At 70.3% G+C, this 18,143-nt stretch carries 18 protein-coding genes; 9 read left to right on the forward strand and 9 right to left on the reverse strand.

Going from position 1 to position 18,143, the window contains the following annotated elements; all coding sequences use genetic code 11:
* Positions 1 to 161: 161 nt before the first annotated feature.
* The 4 genes from Hbl1158_RS12280 to Hbl1158_RS12295 all read right to left on the reverse strand — a co-directional run bounded on the left by Hbl1158_RS12280 (position 162) and on the right by Hbl1158_RS12295 (position 5,008).
* Positions 162 to 2,600, reverse strand: coding sequence for a hypothetical protein (locus Hbl1158_RS12280; RefSeq protein WP_234297547.1), 2,439 nt, complete (start codon positions 2,598 to 2,600; stop codon positions 162 to 164).
* A gap of 105 nt (positions 2,601 to 2,705) precedes the next feature.
* Complete coding sequence (locus Hbl1158_RS12285) at positions 2,706 to 3,062, reverse strand: hypothetical protein (protein WP_234297548.1); 357 nt, start codon at positions 3,060 to 3,062, stop codon at positions 2,706 to 2,708.
* Positions 3,059 to 4,453: a hypothetical protein gene (locus Hbl1158_RS12290; RefSeq protein ID WP_234297549.1), complete on the reverse strand. Its 1,395-nt coding sequence runs from the start codon at positions 4,451 to 4,453 to the stop codon at positions 3,059 to 3,061. Before Hbl1158_RS12290 ends, Hbl1158_RS12285 begins: the two co-directional genes overlap by 4 nt.
* 63 nt (positions 4,454 to 4,516) lie before the next feature.
* Positions 4,517 to 5,008 carry a DUF488 family protein gene (locus Hbl1158_RS12295; protein WP_234297550.1) on the reverse strand — a complete coding sequence of 164 codons (492 nt, stop codon included), beginning with the start codon at positions 5,006 to 5,008 and terminating at the stop codon, positions 4,517 to 4,519.
* 132 nt (positions 5,009 to 5,140) lie between these two features.
* On the opposite strand from Hbl1158_RS12295, the gene Hbl1158_RS12300 reads away from it, so the two are divergent.
* Complete coding sequence (locus Hbl1158_RS12300; protein WP_234297551.1) at positions 5,141 to 6,007, forward strand: heme-copper oxidase subunit III; 867 nt, start codon at positions 5,141 to 5,143, stop codon at positions 6,005 to 6,007.
* 15 nt (positions 6,008 to 6,022) lie between these two features.
* Here the strand turns inward: Hbl1158_RS12300 and Hbl1158_RS12305 are convergent, their stop codons facing one another.
* Positions 6,023 to 6,334 (reverse strand): CDGSH iron-sulfur domain-containing protein, encoded by a 312-nt coding sequence (locus Hbl1158_RS12305; protein ID WP_321169940.1) that lies wholly within the window; start codon positions 6,332 to 6,334, stop codon positions 6,023 to 6,025.
* A 105-nt stretch (positions 6,335 to 6,439) separates the two neighbouring features.
* Between Hbl1158_RS12305 and Hbl1158_RS12310 the strand changes: the two genes are divergently transcribed.
* Positions 6,440 to 8,077, forward strand: coding sequence for an NAD-binding protein (locus Hbl1158_RS12310; RefSeq protein WP_234297552.1), 1,638 nt, complete (start codon positions 6,440 to 6,442; stop codon positions 8,075 to 8,077).
* 39 nt (positions 8,078 to 8,116) lie between these two features.
* On the opposite strand, the gene Hbl1158_RS12315 is transcribed toward Hbl1158_RS12310, so the two are convergent.
* Positions 8,117 to 8,716: a DUF998 domain-containing protein gene (locus tag Hbl1158_RS12315; RefSeq protein WP_234297553.1), complete on the reverse strand. Its 600-nt coding sequence runs from the start codon at positions 8,714 to 8,716 to the stop codon at positions 8,117 to 8,119.
* A 108-nt stretch (positions 8,717 to 8,824) separates the two neighbouring features.
* On the opposite strand from Hbl1158_RS12315, the gene Hbl1158_RS12320 reads away from it, so the two are divergent.
* The 5 genes from Hbl1158_RS12320 (at position 8,825) to Hbl1158_RS12340 (ending at position 11,853) form a co-directional block, all read left to right on the forward strand.
* The gene (locus Hbl1158_RS12320) at positions 8,825 to 9,628 is read left to right on the forward strand and encodes an aldo/keto reductase (RefSeq protein ID WP_234297554.1); all 804 of its coding nucleotides are present in this window, start codon (positions 8,825 to 8,827) and stop codon (positions 9,626 to 9,628) included.
* Positions 9,629 to 9,735: 107 nt separating this feature from the next.
* The gene (locus tag Hbl1158_RS12325) at positions 9,736 to 10,236 is read left to right on the forward strand and encodes a metal-dependent hydrolase (RefSeq protein ID WP_234297555.1); all 501 of its coding nucleotides are present in this window, start codon (positions 9,736 to 9,738) and stop codon (positions 10,234 to 10,236) included.
* Between the two features lie 61 nt (positions 10,237 to 10,297).
* Positions 10,298 to 10,498, forward strand: a complete 201-nt coding sequence (locus tag Hbl1158_RS12330) for a PLDc N-terminal domain-containing protein (RefSeq protein WP_234297556.1) — start codon at positions 10,298 to 10,300, stop codon at positions 10,496 to 10,498.
* Positions 10,499 to 10,589: 91 nt separating this feature from the next.
* Positions 10,590 to 11,156, forward strand: coding sequence for a peroxidase-related enzyme (locus Hbl1158_RS12335; RefSeq protein ID WP_234299531.1), 567 nt, complete (start codon positions 10,590 to 10,592; stop codon positions 11,154 to 11,156).
* A 496-nt stretch (positions 11,157 to 11,652) separates the two neighbouring features.
* Positions 11,653 to 11,853, forward strand: a complete 201-nt coding sequence (locus Hbl1158_RS12340) for a hypothetical protein (protein WP_234297557.1) — start codon at positions 11,653 to 11,655, stop codon at positions 11,851 to 11,853.
* Positions 11,854 to 12,024: 171 nt separating this feature from the next.
* Here Hbl1158_RS12340 and Hbl1158_RS12345 read toward each other — a convergent pair whose 3' ends face one another.
* Positions 12,025 to 12,222, reverse strand: a complete 198-nt coding sequence (locus Hbl1158_RS12345; RefSeq protein WP_234297558.1) for a heavy metal-associated domain-containing protein — start codon at positions 12,220 to 12,222, stop codon at positions 12,025 to 12,027.
* A 175-nt stretch (positions 12,223 to 12,397) separates the two neighbouring features.
* On the opposite strand from Hbl1158_RS12345, the gene Hbl1158_RS12350 reads away from it, so the two are divergent.
* Entirely contained in the window at positions 12,398 to 14,998 is a 2,601-nt protein-coding gene (locus tag Hbl1158_RS12350) for a heavy metal translocating P-type ATPase (RefSeq protein WP_234297559.1), read from the forward strand.
* 64 nt (positions 14,999 to 15,062) lie between these two features.
* Here the strand turns inward: Hbl1158_RS12350 and Hbl1158_RS12355 are convergent, their stop codons facing one another.
* Positions 15,063 to 16,055: a hypothetical protein gene (locus tag Hbl1158_RS12355; RefSeq protein ID WP_234297560.1), complete on the reverse strand. Its 993-nt coding sequence runs from the start codon at positions 16,053 to 16,055 to the stop codon at positions 15,063 to 15,065.
* 100 nt (positions 16,056 to 16,155) lie between these two features.
* Here Hbl1158_RS12355 and Hbl1158_RS12360 point away from each other — a divergent pair, with 100 nt between their 5' ends.
* Positions 16,156 to 16,554 carry a ribbon-helix-helix protein, CopG family gene (locus Hbl1158_RS12360; protein ID WP_234297561.1) on the forward strand — a complete coding sequence of 133 codons (399 nt, stop codon included), beginning with the start codon at positions 16,156 to 16,158 and terminating at the stop codon, positions 16,552 to 16,554.
* Between the two features lie 10 nt (positions 16,555 to 16,564).
* Here the strand turns inward: Hbl1158_RS12360 and Hbl1158_RS12365 are convergent, their stop codons facing one another.
* Entirely contained in the window at positions 16,565 to 18,106 is a 1,542-nt protein-coding gene (locus Hbl1158_RS12365) for a cryptochrome/photolyase family protein (protein WP_234297562.1), read from the reverse strand.
* Positions 18,107 to 18,143 lie beyond the last annotated feature (37 nt).

Consider the following 18,143-nt stretch of genomic DNA (forward strand, 5'->3'; position numbering starts at 1 on the left):
CGCGCTCGCCGGATTCGGCCCCACGGTGGATCGTCGTCGTGAGCGGCTGCGATGCCGGCGGCGGACCGAGTGATCGCGACCGCGAACGGACGACGGCGAAGCCGATCGACGGGAGGAAGGTAAACTGACACCGAGTGGGAGATACTCGTCGCGAGCGACGGCTACAGCTCCGGGACGTTCACGTGGAACTCGCCCTCGCGCGACTCGACGAGACACAGATGGAACCCCCGCTTGCGCGCGAGCCTCACGAAGCTCTTGCGCTTGCCCCGCGAGAGCAGTCCGCCGCCGGTCGCGTCGGCGGCCGCCTCCAGCGCTCCCGGTTCGAAGAAGGAGGCGGTGACGTAGAAGGCGGCCGCGAGGTGGTCGTCGGCCTCCGCGACCGCGCCGGCGTCCCCGACGAGGCCGTCGAGCATCGACTCGGTCGTCGCGTCGCGGCCCTCGGTCACGTCGGCGACGACGAGCGGGTCGCCCATGCGGTCGCGCAACACCACGTCGAAGGTGCGCTCGTCGGCGTCCGCGGCGGCGTCGCCCTCGATCGAGACGGTCCCGTTCAGCTCCGCGCGGTCGATCTCGGGGATCGCATCGAACAGGTCGCGCAGCCCCGACTCGTTGCCGGTGGTCTGGATCTCGTACAGCAGGTCGCGGACGACCCACTCGATGAAGCCGTACTCGATCGTGTCCGTCAGGAACTCGCGGTACGGGCGGCCGTCGACGGCGGCGTCCTCGCTCTCGAAGTCGGTGTGCAGTTCCAGTCGGAGGTTGTCGTTCACCTCGCTCCGGCGCGCGCCGCCGGCGTGGGCCGTCTCCAGGGTCGCCTCTCCCTTCGAGTCGTAGCGGATGAACAGGTTCGTGCCGTCGAGCGCGCGGTCGGCGGGCACGGGTCGCCCCGCCGCGTCGGCGTCGCCCTCGGCGGCTCCCTCCGCCGCCTCCGCGGCCGCGCGGGCCTCCTCGAGTTCCGCCTCGAGGTCGTCGACCCGGTCGGCCAGCCGGTCGTTCTCCTCCCGGAGTCGTCGGATCTCCTCCTCGGCGGCCTCCAGTTCCGCCCGCGTCTCGGTGACGGCCTCGGCGGCGCGGTCACGGTCCGCACGCGCCGACGCCAGCTCCTGGCGTACGGCCGCCAGCGACTCCTCGTCGGTCGGCGACTCCGCGGCGTCATCGGCCGTCGGCTCCGCCGACGGCGACGACGAGGTCGACGCCGAGTTCGCGTCCGCGTCCGCGTCGGCCGACGCGCGCTCGTCTTCCCGGTCGCCTCCGCGGTCGCTCCCGCGGTCGTCGCTCCGATCGGTGCGCGAGGAGCGGCTGTCGCGACGGTCGCGCTCGCGGGGCGCTCCCGGTTCCGTTCCCCTCTCCGCCTCCGGTCCGCTGTCGGCCGGGGCCGCGGTCCCGGCGTCCTCGGGGGCCAGCGACGGGATCGACCGCGTCTCGCGCCATTGCGCCTCCGCGGAGAAGGGGTCGCCGTTGGCGTCGGTTTCCTCAGGGGCGGCGGAAACGCCGTCCGCGCCGTCGCCGGCGCGGCCCGTCCCCACCTCTGACGCCGACGACGACGCGGCACCGACGCCCGAGTCGCCGGCGTCGTCGCCCGCGCGGTCTCCGGGGGTCGACGCGTCCTCGTCTGCGGCGCGTGGACCGCCGCGTTCGTCGGCGTCCTCCGGCGATTCGTCCGGGGGCGCGGCGGAGTCGGCGTCGGACGCCGATGTCGGCTCCGCGTCGGCGACGGTGCCGTCGACGGGATCGTCCTCCGCGTCGGCGACGGTGCCATCGACGGGATCGTCCTCCGCGACGGAGTCGGTCTCCGTCCTCGGGTCAGTCTCCGTCGTCGCTTCGGTCTCCGCCGGGGGAACGGAGTCGTCCCCGCCGCCGGAGCCGAAGGTGATACTGTCGTGTGAGGGACCGTCAGGCTCGCCCGCACCGCCGTCGTCGGACGCGCCGGTCCCGGCGGGACCGGCGTGTTCGTCGGGCGCATCGTCGGCCTCTCGACCAGCCGCGACGCCCGCCGCGCCGGCGGTCGACGAGGAGTCCCCGTCGGCGGCGGGACCCGGGTTCGGTTCGGGCTCCGGCTCCGGCAGCTCGACGACCTCGATATCGACGTCGACGACCTCGTAGATACCGACCTCGTCGTCGGCGGCCTCGAACGCCTCGTCGCCCGTCTTGATCTGCTTCTGTTCGCCGGTGCCGACGAACGCGCACGCCAGCCGACGGCCGCCGTAGTAGACCGCGTAGTAGTCGCCGGAGAGGACGTTCTCCGACAGCTCGACGTAGCCGGTGAAGCTCCCCGCGGAGAGCTTCGCGTCGGCCGCCGACAGCGCCGTGTCGTTCGTGTAGTAGCGCGCCTTCGTCTCGCCGCCGGTCTCCCGCATCGCGAACAGCAGCGGGAGCGACGGGTCGGGCGCGGCGTAGGCCGTGCCGTCGGCGTCCGCGAACGATTCGATCGAGCCGTCGAACACGCCGACGATCCGGCCGTTCAACACGAACAGCCACGCGCGCCCGTCGGTGACCGCGCCCGTGAACTCGCGCGATGCGAGCTCGCGGAGCCCGTCGATCCCCCCCGAGAGCGGCTCGGACTCCCACCCGGTCACCGTTTCGACTGTTTCGCCGTCCATCGGCGGTACATCGCTGCGTCCCACGCAAATACTTTCCGCCACGTCCGACGGTCGTCCGACGAGCGGCGCGTCGAGCGGCGGGAGGCCGCGACGGCGACCCGTCCGTCAGCCGACGAGCGCGTACACGAACAGGAACCCGAAGTACAACAGCACGAGCAGACCCAGCGAGAGGATCCGGAACCGACGGAGGTCGGCGGTCTCCTCCTCGCGGGCGGCCTCGAACGCCGCCCGCTCGTCGGCTGTGAGGTCGGCGTGGTCCACCCCGAGGTGGAGGTCCCGCTGCCGCCGACCGGCGAACGGCCGGCCGCACCGCGGGCAGGCGATCGCCTCGGCGTCCGGCGGCACGTCGTATCGGTCCGCGTCGCCGCCGCGGTCTCCGTCGCCGCCGCGATCTCCGTCGCGGTCGGCGGTGGCGACGCGGTTGTCATCGGAGTCACGGCCGGGGGTGCCGTCGCGGGTCATACGAACGGCGGCGCACCTCCGGGGCGGGAGACGATCCACAGGCTGATCATCGTGTACGCCACCATGGCGACGGTGACGCCGTACTGGCTCCGGACCGCCTGGAGTCGGTCGGGAAACAGCTCGTAGGCGGTCGCGTGGGCGACCCAGACGGCCAGCAGATGGCCGCCCAGCACGGCGGCGACGCCGACCCCGCCGACCCAGTCGGGGACGATCAGCCGCACCGGGGCGTCGGGCGGGGCGAGCGGCGACGCGAGCACGACCGCGAGCGTCGGCGCGAGCGTCAGCGCCGTCGTGAGGTTGTGCGCGAGGTGGTACCCGGCGGCGATGGCCAACAGCGACGGCGCGAACCGTCGCGCGAGCGTTCCGGGCGCGAGGTACGTCCCCGCCGTGCGACGCGCGGCGGCCGCGGCGGCGAGATACAGTCCGAGGAAGCCGAGGTAGCCCGCGACCATCGCCAGCAGGTACACCGCGGGTGCCGGCACGCCGAACTCGACGACCGGGCGGGCGATATCGGCCCACAGCGTCGTCCCGACGAAGCCGTCGTAGGTGGTGACGAACACCACAGCGACGACGAACCCCACGTCGTCTCGACCCCCGACCGGGTCGGCGTCGGTGAGTCCCATCCCCGGCAGTCGCAGTCGGAGGCCGTCGTCGGTCCGCGCTACCGGCGCGACGCGTCCGTACGCCGCCAGCAGCTTCGAGACGGGGTCGGCGTTGGCGAACCAGTCGTCGACGCCGACGACGGCGCTGCCGAGGACCGACACCGCGAGGTAGCCGACGACGAGCAGGGTGAGGGGCCGGGGATCGTCCGCCAGCGGCGTCACGACCTCCAGGTACACCAGCGCGAGCAGCCCCGCGACCGCGGGCCACGACCCCAGTCGTTCGGGGTACGTGCGGTCGAACGAGGGGACCGCGCCGGCGACCGTCCGGAACGGGTCGACGGCGGGCCAGCCGTCGCCGACGAGGTACGCCGACAGCACGAACAGCCCCCACCAGCCGACCCACACGATCAGCACGGCGGCGTTACGGAGGGGGTCCGAGGGCCCGAACAGGCCCGCGACGACGGTGACCGCCAGCGCGACGACGCCGACGGCGCGAGCGAGGAGCCGCGCGAGCCGTCCCGGGGCCGGGACCGCCCGGCCCCACCCGTCGATGCGGGCGATGTACGCCCGGTCGGTGACGGCCGACGCGAGCAGGAACGACGCCCCGACGACCGCGCCCCCGGTGGCGAGAAACAGCCACGTCGGGACCGTGACGGCGGCGCTCGCGCCCCGAACGCCGCCAGCGTGGGCGGCCGCGCGGGCGACGAGCGCGACCGACGCGACGGCGGCGACGACGGACGCGAGGAGGACGCGCCGCACGCGACCGCGTGGGCGGGAGGACCGATCCATCACTCGCGGTTGGGCGAGGCCACCCGAGTAGCTTCCGGAACGGAACCGCCGACCGCGACGGAGTCAGTCGCACCGGGCGTCGTCGCGCTCGGCGGTTCCGGGGGAGTCGAGCGCGTCGGCCGCGTCGTCGACGGCCCCGTCGCCGGCGACGACCTCCCGGAGGACGGTCCGGTGACACCGGCGCTTGTCGGTGTTCTCGACGCACACCAGCGCCACGTCGTCGCCGTCGGCCAGCGCCGACCTGAGGTCCGCGACGGCGGCCCGGGCGTCAGCGTCGCCCGCGAGGTACGCGCGGTAGCGGTCGTCGACGCCGACGCGGTCCCAGGCCGCGTTGTGCGCCCCGGCGGCACACAGCCCGTCGATGCGGAACGACTCGGCGGCGTCGGCGTGATCGGCGAGAAGTTCGGCCGGCGGCGCGAGCGCCGGACGACGCTCGTCGACGACCCCGCGGACGCCGCTCGCTCCGGGCGGGGCGACCCCGACGAGCCGCGTTCCCTCGGGCAGATCGGCTCGACCGCGGGTCAGCGCGTCGGCGTGCACGTCGAACAGCGGCACGTGTCCTCCTGGGCGAGCGGCGAGCAAAAGCGCGTCGCCGGGGCGGCGGCGTCGAGGAGGGGGTAGCGACCGCCCGCGGGCCCGCCGGCGCAGGTGGGAGGATTTTTGTCTCCGCGTCGGCTACCGGCGCGCATGGCTACAGAAACGGAGGACGCCCACGACGACGGGCACCACCTGCCCGCGGTCGAGGACTGGCCGCGAGGGTTCGGAGAGGCCTCGTGGTGGCCGTTCGTCACGGCGCTGGGCGCTGCGGGCATCTACATCGGCGCGGCGCTGTACCTCATGGCCGTCGGCGACCGCAACCTCGTCGGACCGATGGTCGGTCCGGGGGTCGTCGTCGGCAGCATCGGGCTGTTCCTGGTCGGCATCTACGGCTGGATGTATCACGCGTTCGTGGTCCACTTCTGGGAACGCGGCGCGGACGAACACAGCGCGAGCAAGCTCCGGTGGGGGATGATCGCGTTCCTCGGCTCGGAGATCGCCACCTTCAGCGCCGGCTTCACGTACTTCTTCTTCATCCGCTCGCAGTCCGGATGGGCGGAGGTCGCGAGCGACCTCCCGACGCTCGTCGGGTCGCTCGTCGCGATCAACACCGCGATCCTGATCGTCTCGTCGGTGACGCTGCACTTCGCCCACGGCGCGATCCGCCGCGACGAGCGCAGCAAGTTCATCGGCTGGCTCGCGGTGACGCTCCTGCTCGGAGTCGTGTTCATCGGCGGCCAAGTGTACGAGTACTACGAGTTCATCGTCCACGAGGAGTTCACCCTCACCTCCGGGCTGTTCGGCTCGGCGTTCTACGGCCTCACCGGGCTCCACGGCCTTCACGTCTCGATGGGCGCTGTGCTGCTCGGCATCGTGTTTGTCCGCGCCCTGCTCGGGCAGTACTCCGCCGAGCGACACGTCTCCGTGACGACCGCCTCGATGTACTGGCACTTCGTCGACGCCGTCTGGATCTTCCTCGTCGTCGCCCTGTACGTCGGCGCTGCGGTCGGCGCGTAGTCGGTCGCTACCCGTTCAGTCCGCGTTTTCGTTCTCGTTTCCGTTCGCGTTCCTGGTTCCGTTCGCGTTCTCGGTTCCGGTTCCGCCTGAGGGATCGATCGCGTCCCCGTCCGCGAGGCGGATCTCCTCGACCTCGCGTCGCTCGCCGTCGACGTACTTGTAGTGGACGCCCTCCGCCTCCTCCTCGGTCTTCCGGTGTGAGCCGTCGCACAGCGGGAACTCCTCGCTCAGCCCACAGCGACACACCGCGATGTCGCCGTACTCCTCGTCGAGGTCGTCCTCGTCCAGCCGGATCGGTCCGGTATCGGTGAGCGTGACTTCGCGCACGCGTGGCCCTTGAGGGCCGGGGGGTATCACTTCCGTCCCCGGACGGCGCGAGCGCACGCTGGTTGCGTCCGCATCCGTTATCACTGTGCCGCCGCAGGGCGGGATATGGGAAAGTGGCGACGGCGGACCGCGGCGTACCTGATCGCTATCACCGTCGTCGTCCTGCTGTTCGCGATCGCGTACCACCACGGGATGCGGACGTTCGAGGGGAGCGAGCGGTCGTTCCTCCATCACCTCCGGGTGGTCGTCGAGACGTTCACGACGACCGGCTACGGCTCGGACGCTCCCTGGGAGACGGACGTGATGAACGCGTTCGTCATCGTGATGGACATCACCGGGGTCGTGTTGATCTTCATGGCGCTGCCGGCGTTCGTCTTCCCGCTGTTCGAGGAGACGCTGTCGACGACGCCGCCGACGGCCGCCGAGGAGGCCGAAGATCACGTCCTCATCTGCGGGCACACGCCCCGGGGGCGGGTCCTCCGCGAGGAACTCCGCGCGCGCGACGTGCCGTACCTGTTCGTCGTCGGCGACGGCGACGAGGCCGCGGACATCTACGACGCCGGCGAGGAACACGTCGTCCACGGCGACCCCGAGGACGTCGAGACGCTCCGGAACGCGAACGTCGGGGCCGCGACCGCGCTCGTCGCCGACGCCGACGACGAGACGAACGCGAGCATCGTCCTGTCGGCCCGCGAGGCGGTCGACGACGCCGACGGCCTCCGGGTCGTCAGCCTCGTCGAGGACGAGGACGTCGCCGACTACCACCGGTACGCCGGGGCAGACGAGGTGCTCTCGCCGCGGCGACTGCTCGGCGAGAGCCTCGGGGCGAAAGCGACCGCGAGCGTCTCCGACGAGGTGGGCGACGGCGTCGAGATCGGCGAGGACTTCCAGATCGCGGAGTTGCTCGTCCACCACGGCAGCCCGCTGGTGGGCGAGACGGTCGCCGGCTCGGGTATCGGCGAGCGCACCGGCGCGAACGTGCTCGGCGCGTGGGACGACGGCGAGTTCGAGTCCCCGCCGCGGCCCGAGCGCGTCATCGACGAGCACACCGTCCTGCTCGTCGTCGGCACCGAGGCCGAACTGGAGGCGCTGAAGGAACTCACCCTCTCGGAGACCCGCAACCGTCGCCGCGGGTCGGTCGTCGTCGTCGGCTACGGGATGGTCGGACACAGCGCCGCCGCCGAACTTCGCGGGCGCGACGAGGTGATCGTCGTCGACGAGCGCGACGACCCGGGCGTCGACGTGGTCGGCGACGCCACACAGCGCGAGACCCTCGAGAAGGCGGGCGTCGAGGACGCCCGGGCGGTCGTGCTCGCGCTCGATTCGGACACGACCACCATCTTCGCGACGCTGGCGGTGAAGCAGGTCGCCCCGCGCGCGGAGGTGATCGTCCGCGCCAACGACGCCGAGTCGGTCCCGAAGCTCTACCGGGCGGGCGCGGAGTACGTGCTCTCGCTGTCGACGGTCTCGGGTCGCCTGCTGGCCTCGCACCTGCTCGACGAGGAGGTGCTCCGGCCCGAGACGCAGGTCGACCTGATCCGCACGCGAGCGCCCGGCCTGGAGGGGAGGACCCTCGCCGGGGCGAACGTGCGCGCGGCGACCGGCTGTACGGTCGTCGCCGTCGAACGCGACGGCGACCTCCGCACGGACCTCGGCCCGGACACGCGGATCCTAGCTGGCGACGCGCTCGTCGTCGCCGGCACCGACGACTCGGTCAACCGGTTCAACGAGCTGTTCTGTTGAGGGAGTCGCGAAATCCCGAGTCCGGGAGTTCCCACGCCCTCACGGGTCGTCGCCGAGGAATCGTCCGGCGAGCGGCGCGACCGGCGACCACGCGAGCACCCACGCCGCGAGCAACAGCGCCCCGACCAGCTCCGGGATCGCGATGCCGTCGCCGAGATCCAGCGCCGCCAGCCACGCCCACCACGCGCCGAGGTGGACGACCGGCGAGACCACCAGCAGTCGACCGACGAGCGTTTCGCGTCGCCGAAGGCCGTCGATCCCCAGCGTCGCCGTGAGAACGAGGAAGAAGGCGACCGCCACGGGGGCGTGCGCGGCGGTGTCGGAGGGGAACGCCCCGACGCCGGCCATCGAAAGCGTCGTGACCGCGAACAGGGCCGCGACGAGGCGGCCCGCGCGGTCGGGCGCGTCCGTCCACAGCGCCCACGCGTACGCGACCCCGGCGATCCCGCCGACGATCAGCCCGCCGTTGAACGCCGTCGCGACCGCCGGGTCGCCGGCGACGCCCAGATCCGAGAGGGCGTTCGCGCGCCAGGCGAACCACGGCGCGAGCGCGACGGCGAGGGCGATCCCGCCGAGCGACGGGACCGTCGAGGCGACGCCGGCGATCGCGGCGACGCGGCGGGGGCGGTCGGGTGACACGGACGGGGATCGCGCCCGCGGCGACATGGTCGTTTCCCAACCGCGGTGAACGGGCGAGGCGTGTCCCCGACCCGAACCCTTTCCTCGCCGACGGCCCCACCTCCGCCGATGACCGACCTCGACCTCCCGGCGCTGGGACTGGGCACCTCCGCGAACGACGACTTCGAGGAGTGCGCCGAGACCGTCCGCACGGCCCTGGAGGTGGGCTACCGCCACGTCGACACCGCACAGATGTACGACAACGAGGCCGCCGTCGGCGAGGGCATCCGCCGCGCTGACGTGGACCGCGAGGACGTCGTGGTGGCGACGAAAGTCCACCCGGACAACCTCGCGTACGACGACGCGAAACGCACCACTCGCGAGTCGCTGGAGCGCCTCGAACTCGACGCCGTCGACCTGCTGTACGTCCATTGGCCGATCTCGGCGTACGACCCCGAGGAGACGCTGCGCGCGATGGACGAACTCCGCGCGGAGGGGCTGTGCGACCACGTCGGCCTGTCGAACTTCACCCCCGATCTGCTCGACGAGGCGCGGGGGATCCTCGATTCGCCGGTCGCGGCCCATCAGGTGGAGTGTCACCCGCTGTTACCGCAGGAGGGACTCCGGGAGTACGCCGTCGAGCACGGCCACTCCCTCGTCGGCTACTCGCCGCTCGGTCGAGGCGAGGCGCTGGACGACCCCCTGCTGACGGAGATCGCCGAGAAACACGACACCTCCACGGCGGCGGTGTGTCTCGCGTGGGCGTTCGCACAGGAGGCGCTCGTTCCGATCCCGAAGGCGACCGGCGACCACGTCCGCGCGAACTTCGAGGCGCAGGAGGTAGAGCTAGACCGGGAAGACCTCGACCGCATCGCCGAGTACGACGTGCGCGAGCGCGTCATCGACCCCGACGACGCCGCCTGGAATCGGTAGTCGCGCCGGGTACGTCGCGTGCGGTCGCATCGGGTCGTCACGTCAGGTCGTGTCGGCGACGATGTCGATCCCGTGCGTTCTTCACCGAGGCCGTCCCACTCCCGTGCGTGTATAAACGGGGGCACCTCGGCGTCGCGATGCTCACGCTCGCGCCGATCACGTTCTGGCTGTTGACCGCCGGCTACCCGGTGTTCGCCGTGCTCGTCGCCGGCACGGTGCTGTACCTCGCGATGCTGCCCGACGTGGACCACCGGATCCCCGGGATCCCCCACCGGGGGCCGACCCACTCGCTTTTGTTCGCGGGCGTGGTCGGCGGCGTCTTCGCCGGCGCGGCGTCGCTCGTCGAACCCGTCCTCTCGGTCGCCGTGCCCGGCGGCGTCTCGATGGTCGCGTTCGGCTTCCTGCTCGGATTCGGGAGCGTCGTCGCGCACCTCCTGGGCGACGTGATCACCCCCGCCGGCGTCAACTTCCTGTGGCCGTACCCCCGGGAGTGGTCGCTGTATCTGACGACCGCGGACTCAACGCTCTGGAACTGGGGGCTGTTCGTGCTCGGCGTGTTCGCGATGGGGGCCTCGGTCGCGTTCGCCGTGCGGGGACTGCCGATCTGAACCGTCGGGGGGCGCGGATCGCGCCACAAGACCTATTCCATCGGCGTCTGCGGTTCGAGCCATGGTCCCCCTCCAGAACGCCGCGGGCGGTCTCGCCCTCCTGATCAGCCTCCTGTTCTTCGCCCTGTTCATCTACATGGTGTACTGGACGTACACCGACGCCCAGCGGAACAGCCCGCATCCGGCGTTCCTGTGGGCCATCGTCGTGTTCCTCGCACCGCTGCTCGGACTCGTCCTGTACGTGCTGCTCGGCCGGCGCTGACCAGCTCCGGCGACGACGACGACCCGGGGACAGGGATTTATCCCGCGTCGCCGAACGCCGTCACATGAGCGAGGAGTCCCCCCGACCCGACCTGCTCGACGACGCCCAGCGACGCTTCCCGGTCCCCGACTACGACGAGGTCCCCGAGGACGTCCGCGAGCGACTCGACGAGGAGACCGAGCGCGCGGGCTTCACGCCGAACGTCATGTCGGCGCTCGCGTACAAGCCGAGCCACTTCCGGGCGTTCATGGCGTTCCACGACGCCCTCGTCGAGGACACCGACCTCGACCGCGAGGAGGTGGAGATGATCGTCGTCGCCGTCTCCGGGCGGAACAACTGCCTGTACTGCAACGTCGCCCACGGCGCGCTCGTCCGCATCTACGCCGAGGACCCGCACCTCGCGGACCAGCTCGTGTCCAACCACCGCACCGCCGACGTGAGCGACGAGCGCATGGCGATGCTGGAGGTGGCGGTGAAGCTCACGGAGGACCCGGACGCCGTGACCACGGAGGACCTGGATCTGCTGTACGAGGCGGGGTACTCCGAGGAGGAGGTGTGGGACATCGGAATGGTCGCCGCCTTCTTCAACCTCTCCAACCGGATGGCGACGTTCGCCGACTGGCGACCCAACGACGAGTTCTACGGGATGGGCAGGTAGAATCAGTCGTGCGAAATCGATGCGGTGTTGAATAATATAAATACTATCCCGCAATGAGGACTCATATGGCCTCCTCGGACGAACCCTCGTGGGCTTTGCTCCTCCGAGCGTTGTATGAGGGGGAACGGTCGTCACTCAAGACATCTCCTGGGTCAGGTCAGACAATCAGCCGATCTGATGCAGTACACCAGAGAATAGAGTTGGACCCAGATGCAGTCGACGAAGCGGCGGAATATCTGATCGCGACAGGGCTGCTCAAGCAGGAATCCGACCGGGGACTGCCAGAGCAATACGAGTTGACGAGAAGAGGGTTCGATGTCGCACACCAGAGAGCGATACAACGTTCGCAGCCGAGAGAGAAGACAGGAGGTCCAGCCGACAGACGGACATAAATGCGATTGTTGCGCTCGTCACGTACGGGCTGCTGATTGTCGGGTTGTTTGAGTTACTGGTAACCGTCTACACGACGATTGGCGTTTCCGATTGGAAATTAGTGATGGCGTTCACTCTGGCCGCACTACTGGTCATCCGTATTATATTGGAGGTTCACCAGCAGGGAGATATATTTACGGATTTGATAATAAAAAATGGTATTGATATACCAATTTTAGACAGTTTCGAGAATGCTGATTACAATGAGCCCGATCGCGAACAAACCGACCAACAAGGGAAAGACATCGAGGAAGAGACGGAATAGTCCTGAAGCAGGGATCGAGTTACCCAACGCCTGAAATACTGGAATCAGAGCCAGCGCAATAACTCCAATAATAAGCGCGCTCGTGAGTGACTGTACTTGCGACCCGACGCTCATGTTAGCGTGTTTTGTCGCGTTGTGGTATAATCTATCGGGTTGGTCGAAGCTTAGTCTCTAAGACGTGGACTCGACCTCGTACTGATCGGGCACGGCCGCGATGAGGTCGAGGGGGTCGGCGTCGCCCTCGACGACCGCCTCGTTCGCCTCGTGGTCCGCTGACGCCTCGTCGACGCCGTCGACGCCCTCCAGCGCCTCCACGACGTTCGCCTCGCAACCGCCGCAGGTCATCCCGTCGATCTGCATCGTCGTCATACCTCACGATAGCGGACTCGACGACATGGGGATTTCGGTCGCGGACGACCGATCCCGCGAGGTTTTCTCATCGGTTTCAGATCCGATTTCGCTTTGGTTTGTTAGATTCGAGCGGGAGAGAGCCGAACGATCGAAGGCACAAACCGCATGAATACGGACCCCGTACGTACACCCAATGAGTGACTCGAACCGCGTCCGGATCGACATCGGTGGCATGACCTGCGCCAACTGCGCCGCCACCATCGAGGACGCCGTCTCGGAGGTGGACGGCGTTGGCGAGGTGAGCGCGAACTACGCGACCGACGAGGCGACCGTGGCGTACGACCCCGAGCGCGTCTCGCTGGCGGCGGTGTTCGAGGCGGTCGAGTCGGCCGGCTACGACCCGATCGCCGAGACGGTGACCGTGGGGATCACCGGGATGACCTGTGCGAACTGCTCTGCGACCATCGAGGACGCCGTCGGCGACCGTCCCGGCGTCGTGAGCGTCGACGCCAACTTCGCGACCGACGAGGCGACCGTCCGCTACGCGCCGTCGGTGACGACGCGCGAGGAGATCGACGACGCGATCGAGTCGGCCGGCTACGAGCCGATCCGCGAGGAGGGCGGCGGCTCCGGTGGCGACGGCGGCGAGTCAGCGAAGGACGCCGCCCGGAGCGCCGAACTCGCCCGCCAGCGTCGCCTGACGCTGTTCGGGGCGGCGCTGTCCGCGCCGCTCCTGGCGATGCTCGCGCTCGAACTGCTCGCGCCCGGCACGCTCCCCGAGGAGATTCCCGGGACCGGGCTCCACGTCGGCTGGGTCGCGTTCGCGCTCGCGACGCCCGTGCAGGTGCTGCTCGGCCGGGAGTTCTACGAGAACTCCTACACGGCGCTCGTGGTGAACCGGCGGGCCAACATGGACGTGCTGATCGCGCTGGGGTCGACCACCGCGTACGGCTACTCCGTGATCGCCTTGCTCGGCGTGTTGCCGCAGGCGGGGCTGTACTTCGACACGGCCGCGCTCATCCTCGTGTTCATCACCCTTGGCAACTACCTGGAGGCGCGCTCGAAGTCGCAGGCGGGCGAAGCGATCCGGTCGCTTCTGGAGCTGGAGGCCGACACCGCGACCGTCGTCGAGGAGGACGGGAGCGAAGCGGAGGTCCCGCTCGAGGACGTCGAGGTCGGCGACCGCCTGAAGGTGCGCCCGGGCGAGAAGGTGCCCACCGACGGCGTCGTCGTCGACGGCGAGTCGGCCGTCGACGAGTCGATGGTCACCGGCGAGTCGGTGCCCGTCGAGAAGAGCGAGAACGACGAGGTGATCGGATCGACGGTCAACGAGACGGGCGTGCTCGTGGTCGAGGCGACGAAGGTCGGCGAGGAGACGGCGATCCAGCAGATCGTCGAGCGCGTGAAGGAGGCGCAGTCGCGACAGCCCGACATCCAGCGCGTCGCGGACCGCATCTCGGCGTACTTCGTCCCCGCGGTGATCGCCAACGCCCTGCTGTGGGGGGCTGTGTGGTTCCTCGCGCCCGAGGCGGTCGCGGGCGTCGTCTCGGCGCTCCCGCTGTGGGGCCTCGCCGCGGGCGGGCCGGCCGCCGTCGGCGTGACGGAGTTCGCGGTGCTGGTGTTCGCCTCCGCCGTCCTCATCGCGTGTCCCTGCGCGCTGGGGCTCGCGACGCCGGCGGCGACGATGGTCGGCACGAGTATCGGCGCGCGACACGGCATCCTCTTCGAGGGCGGCGACGTGCTCGAGCGCGTCCGCGACACGGACACCGTCGTCTTCGACAAGACGGGCACCCTGACGCGCGGGGAGATGACGCTCACCGACGCCCGGCCCGTCGCGCCCGCGACCGACGGCGCGGCGGTCGCCGAGGACGCCGCCGACGGCGACGCGTCCGGCGACGAGAGCGCCGAACGGCGTCTGCTCCGGGTCGCCGCCACCGCCGAGCACGGCAGCGAGCACCCCATCGCGGAGGCGGTCGTCGCCGGCGCGCGCGAGCGCGGCGTCGACCCCGGCGACCTCGACGTGCTCCAGAACGTATCCGGGCGAGGGATCCGCGCGCGCACCGAGCACGGCACGGTCGTCGTCGGCAAGCCCGACCTGCTCCGCGAGGAGGACGTCGACCCCGAACCCGCGATGGAGGCGATGCGCGAGTTGGAGTCCGAGGGCAAGACCGCGATGCTCGTCGCCGCCGACGGCGAACTGCTGGGCGTGCTCGCGGTCGCCGACGAGGCCCGCGAGTCGGCCGTCGCGGCGGTCGCGGCGCTTCGCGAGCGCGACATCGAGGTCCACATGATCACCGGCGACAACGAGCGCACAGCCCGCGCGGTCGCCGACGAGGTCGGGATCGACCCGGACAACGTCCGCGCCGGCGTCCTTCCCGAGGACAAAGCCGACGCCGTCGAGGCGATCCAGTCGGACGGCTCGCTGGCGATGATGGTCGGCGACGGCGTCAACGACGCGCCCGCGCTCGCCTCGGCGTTCGTCGGCGTCGCCATCGGCTCCGGCACCGACGTCGCTATCGAGGCCGCGGACGTGACGCTGATGCGCGACGATCCGATGGACGTGGTGAAAGCCATCAACGTCTCCGAGGGGACGCTCGCGAAGATCAAGCAGAACCTCTTTTGGGCGCTCGGCTACAACACCGCGATGATCCCGCTTGCCTCGCTGGGGCTGCTCCAGCCCGTGCTTGCGGCCGGCGCGATGGCGTTCTCCTCGGTGTCGGTGTTGGCCAACAGCATGCTGTTCCGGACGTACGACCCGGACGAGCGTTACCGGCTGCTGGGTCGGTTCCGCTGAGGCCGGTCCAGTCGGGTCGGGGCGGGGCGGTCGTTCCCGCGTCGGCGCTCCCCGTCCCGCCACGCTACACCACCCCGAACAGGAACCCGACTCCCAGCGCGACGAGCACTATCGCCGACACCGTCGGGAAGTGCTCGGCGTAGCGCTCCATCCGCTCCTCGAAGCGTTCGTACCCCGCGACCAGCGCGAGCGTCAGCGCCGTTATAACGACGACGACTGTGCCCGCGTACGCGAGCATCAGTTCGAGACAGTGGTCGGAGCCCGCGCAGATAGCGATGATCTCGAACTCCTCCTCGTGGGCGAATCCCAGTACGAACGCCGACACGGCGATCCCGTACAGGCCGTCGTCGGCCGAGAGCTCGTGATCGTGGGTGTGGCCGTCGCCGTGAGAGTGACCATGAGAGTGGGAGTGACCGTGGGAATGGCTACCCTCGCCGTCGGTGCCGACGAACGGGATCGCGTTCCGAATCCGCCCGACGACGCTCGATCCGTCGGCGTCGTCCGCGTCGTCCGCGTGACCGTGGCCGGGATCGGTCCCCCGCGCGTCGACCGTCGCCGTCACGTCCACGCCGGCGTCCAGCCGCCCGGGTCCGTCCGCGTCGCCGACGGCGTCTGCGTCCGCGTTGGAGTGCTCGTGGCCGTCGTCGTCGGCGTCCCGGTGGTCGTGATCGTGCCCGTGTTCGTCGCCGGGATCGCTTCCATGCGAGTGCCCGTGTCCGTCGCCGCGGTACTCGCGGATCCCGAGCAGGATCAGGAGGACGCCGGCGACGACGCCGATGGGCGAGCCGATCGCGACGCCGGCGACGGTCATCGGCTCGGAGAGCCCGTCGATGGGAACCTGCGTCTTCAGGAGAAAGAACGCGCCGACGACCGCGAGACTGGAGATCAGGTGGCCGATGCCGATGACGAGGCCGGCCGCGAGGCCGGCCAGCCAGGCGTTCGCGCGGTCGAACGCGTAGGCGGCGGCGATCGGCCAGCCGTGGCCCGGCTCGGCCCCGTGGAGCGCCCCGAGAGCGAGCGATCCCGCGAGCAGGCCGGGAGCGACGTCGTGAAGCACGACCGACGGTCGGCGACGCCGACCGAAAACGCCTGTTATGACCCGATCGGGGCGGCCGTAATACCGAAACGCCGAACCGCCGGGGGCGACGACTTCGGGTATGCGAACGAGCCTGAACGTCCCCGACGACGCCCTCGCCGAGTTCGACGCCGTCGCCGAGGCCGAGGGGTTCGACTCCCGGTCGCGGGCGCTCCGCGAGGCGATGGCCGAGTACGTCGAACGCCACACGCGCCTGGAGGACGCAACCGGCGAGGTCGCCGCCGTCGTCGCGTTCGACTACGTTCACGACGAGGTGATCCGCGCCCTCCACGGCGTGCAACACGACTACCAGGACGTGATCACGACCACCTCCCACGTCCACCAGGGCGAGTGGTGTCTGGAGACGGTGTTCTGTCGCGGCGACGCCGGGCGCGTCCGGGAGTTGGTGTACCGCCTGCGGGACTTCGACGCCGTCCGCCGGGTCCGGGTGCTGTCGCTCGTCGGCGGCGGCGACCGCTGAGCCGCCGTTCTTACAGCGTCCCGTCCTCGGCCATCTCCCGTATCTCCGCCGCGCGCTCCTCGATGGCCGCCCACTCCTCGTCGTCCTTGTCGTCGACGTGCGAGTACATCAGCCCCATCCGTCCGGTCCCCCTGAGGACCTCCTCGTTGCGCTTCAGGAAGTCCCAATAGAGGGCGTTGAACGGACACGAGCGCTCCCCGGTCGTCTTGGTGTGGTAGTACGGACAGCCCGAGCAGTAGTCGCTCATGCGGTTCACGTAGTTCGCGGAGGAGGCGTACGGCTTCGATGAGAGCGCGTCCGTCGCGAACGTCCCCATGCCGACGACGTTGGGCGTCGTCACCCAATGGAAGGCGTCGACGAAGCCGAGGTGGAACCAGCGGTTCAGCTCGTGGGGGTCCGCGCCGTAGATCAGCGCGAAGTTCGAGAGCACCATCAGCCGCTCGATGTGGTGGGCGTAGCCGCGCTCGCGGACGTGGCCGACGGCCTCCGAGAGGCAGACCATGTCGGTGTCGCCGCTCCAGTACGCCTCGGGGAGGTCGCGGTGCTGGCCCAACTGGTTCGCCTCGTCCATCGCCGGCATCGACTCGCGGTACACGTGCCGCATGAACTCCCGCCAGCCGATCACCTGGCGGACGAACCCCTCGACCGAGTTCAGCGGCAGGTCGGTGTCGCCGTCGCGGTAGGCGTCCACGACCGCCTCGACGACCTCCCGGGGACCCAACAGCCCGAGGTTGATCGCCGGCGAGAGAAGCGAGTGGTCCAGCGCCCACTCGCCCTCGACCATCGCGTCCTGATACGGCCCGAACTCGGGGAGGCGGACCGCGACGAAGTGCTCCAGCGCGTGCAACGCCTGCTCGCGGGTCACCGGCCACGCGAAGTCGTCCAGGTCGGCGTTCCCCCAGGCGTCGTCGTAGCGCTCGGTCACGAAGGCGTGAACGTCTCGGGTGACCTCGTCGGGGTCGAACTCGGGGACCGACGGGGGCGACCAGTCGTCCGGCGGCGTCTCGCGGTTCTCGTCGTCGTAGTTCCAGTCGCCCCCCACCGGGTCGCCGTCGTCCGTCATCAGGAGTCCCGTCTCGCGGCGGACGTGGCGGTACCAGTGTTCCTGTCGGTAGGTGTCGTCGCCTCCCGCCGGCGACCCGTCGTCGTTGCGAGATTCGACCCAGGCGTTCCAGTCGTCGGGCGTGGTGAGGAAGCCGTCGTTGGCGACGAGGACGCAGTCGCCGCCGCGCGCCTCGACCAGTTCCCGGAGTCGCTCGCCGGCCCCGTGGCTCGGCGGACGCTGGAGCACGAGCGAGTCGCCGGGGTTCGCCTCGAAGTAGCGATCCAGCCCCGCGGCGAACGACTCGGCCTCGACGTACGTCACGTCGTAGCCGTCGTCGCGGAGCGAGTCGCGGGCGTGACGCATCGCCGAGAACACGAGCACGAGCTTCTGGGGGTGGTACGACATGCGCTCGGCGAAGCCGTGCGCCTCGATCATGAGGACGTGGTCGTCGGACTGCAGCGGTGCGGCGTCGGGGTGAAGTTGATCGCCGAGGAGCCAGACGGTCATACGGAGGCGATGGGACGGAACGGCGTCGGTCGGGCGT

The organism is Halobaculum sp. CBA1158, assembly GCF_021431925.1.
GTDB lineage: Archaea > Halobacteriota > Halobacteria > Halobacteriales > Haloferacaceae > Halobaculum.

Excerpts from the sequence above, each read along its gene's own strand:
- Hbl1158_RS12340 (WP_234297557.1), top strand. The coding sequence starts at position 11,653 with ATGGCGTTCACTCTGGCCGCACTACTGGTCATCCGTATTATATTGGAG.
- Hbl1158_RS12300 (WP_234297551.1), top strand. The coding sequence starts at position 5,141 with ATGGCTACAGAAACGGAGGACGCCCACGACGACGGGCACCACCTGCCC.
- Hbl1158_RS12365 (WP_234297562.1), bottom strand. The coding sequence starts at position 18,106 with ATGACCGTCTGGCTCCTCGGCGATCAACTTCACCCCGACGCCGCACCG.
- Hbl1158_RS12320 (WP_234297554.1), top strand. The coding sequence starts at position 8,825 with ATGACCGACCTCGACCTCCCGGCGCTGGGACTGGGCACCTCCGCGAAC.
- Hbl1158_RS12345 (WP_234297558.1), bottom strand. The coding sequence starts at position 12,222 with ATGACGACGATGCAGATCGACGGGATGACCTGCGGCGGTTGCGAGGCG.
- Hbl1158_RS12360 (WP_234297561.1), top strand. The coding sequence starts at position 16,156 with ATGCGAACGAGCCTGAACGTCCCCGACGACGCCCTCGCCGAGTTCGAC.
- Hbl1158_RS12285 (WP_234297548.1), bottom strand. The coding sequence starts at position 3,062 with ATGACCCGCGACGGCACCCCCGGCCGTGACTCCGATGACAACCGCGTC.
- Hbl1158_RS12350 (WP_234297559.1), top strand. The coding sequence starts at position 12,398 with ATGAGTGACTCGAACCGCGTCCGGATCGACATCGGTGGCATGACCTGC.
- Hbl1158_RS12280 (WP_234297547.1), bottom strand. The coding sequence starts at position 2,600 with ATGGACGGCGAAACAGTCGAAACGGTGACCGGGTGGGAGTCCGAGCCG.
- Hbl1158_RS12310 (WP_234297552.1), top strand. The coding sequence starts at position 6,440 with ATGGGAAAGTGGCGACGGCGGACCGCGGCGTACCTGATCGCTATCACC.
- Hbl1158_RS12330 (WP_234297556.1), top strand. The coding sequence starts at position 10,298 with ATGGTCCCCCTCCAGAACGCCGCGGGCGGTCTCGCCCTCCTGATCAGC.
- Hbl1158_RS12290 (WP_234297549.1), bottom strand. The coding sequence starts at position 4,453 with ATGGATCGGTCCTCCCGCCCACGCGGTCGCGTGCGGCGCGTCCTCCTC.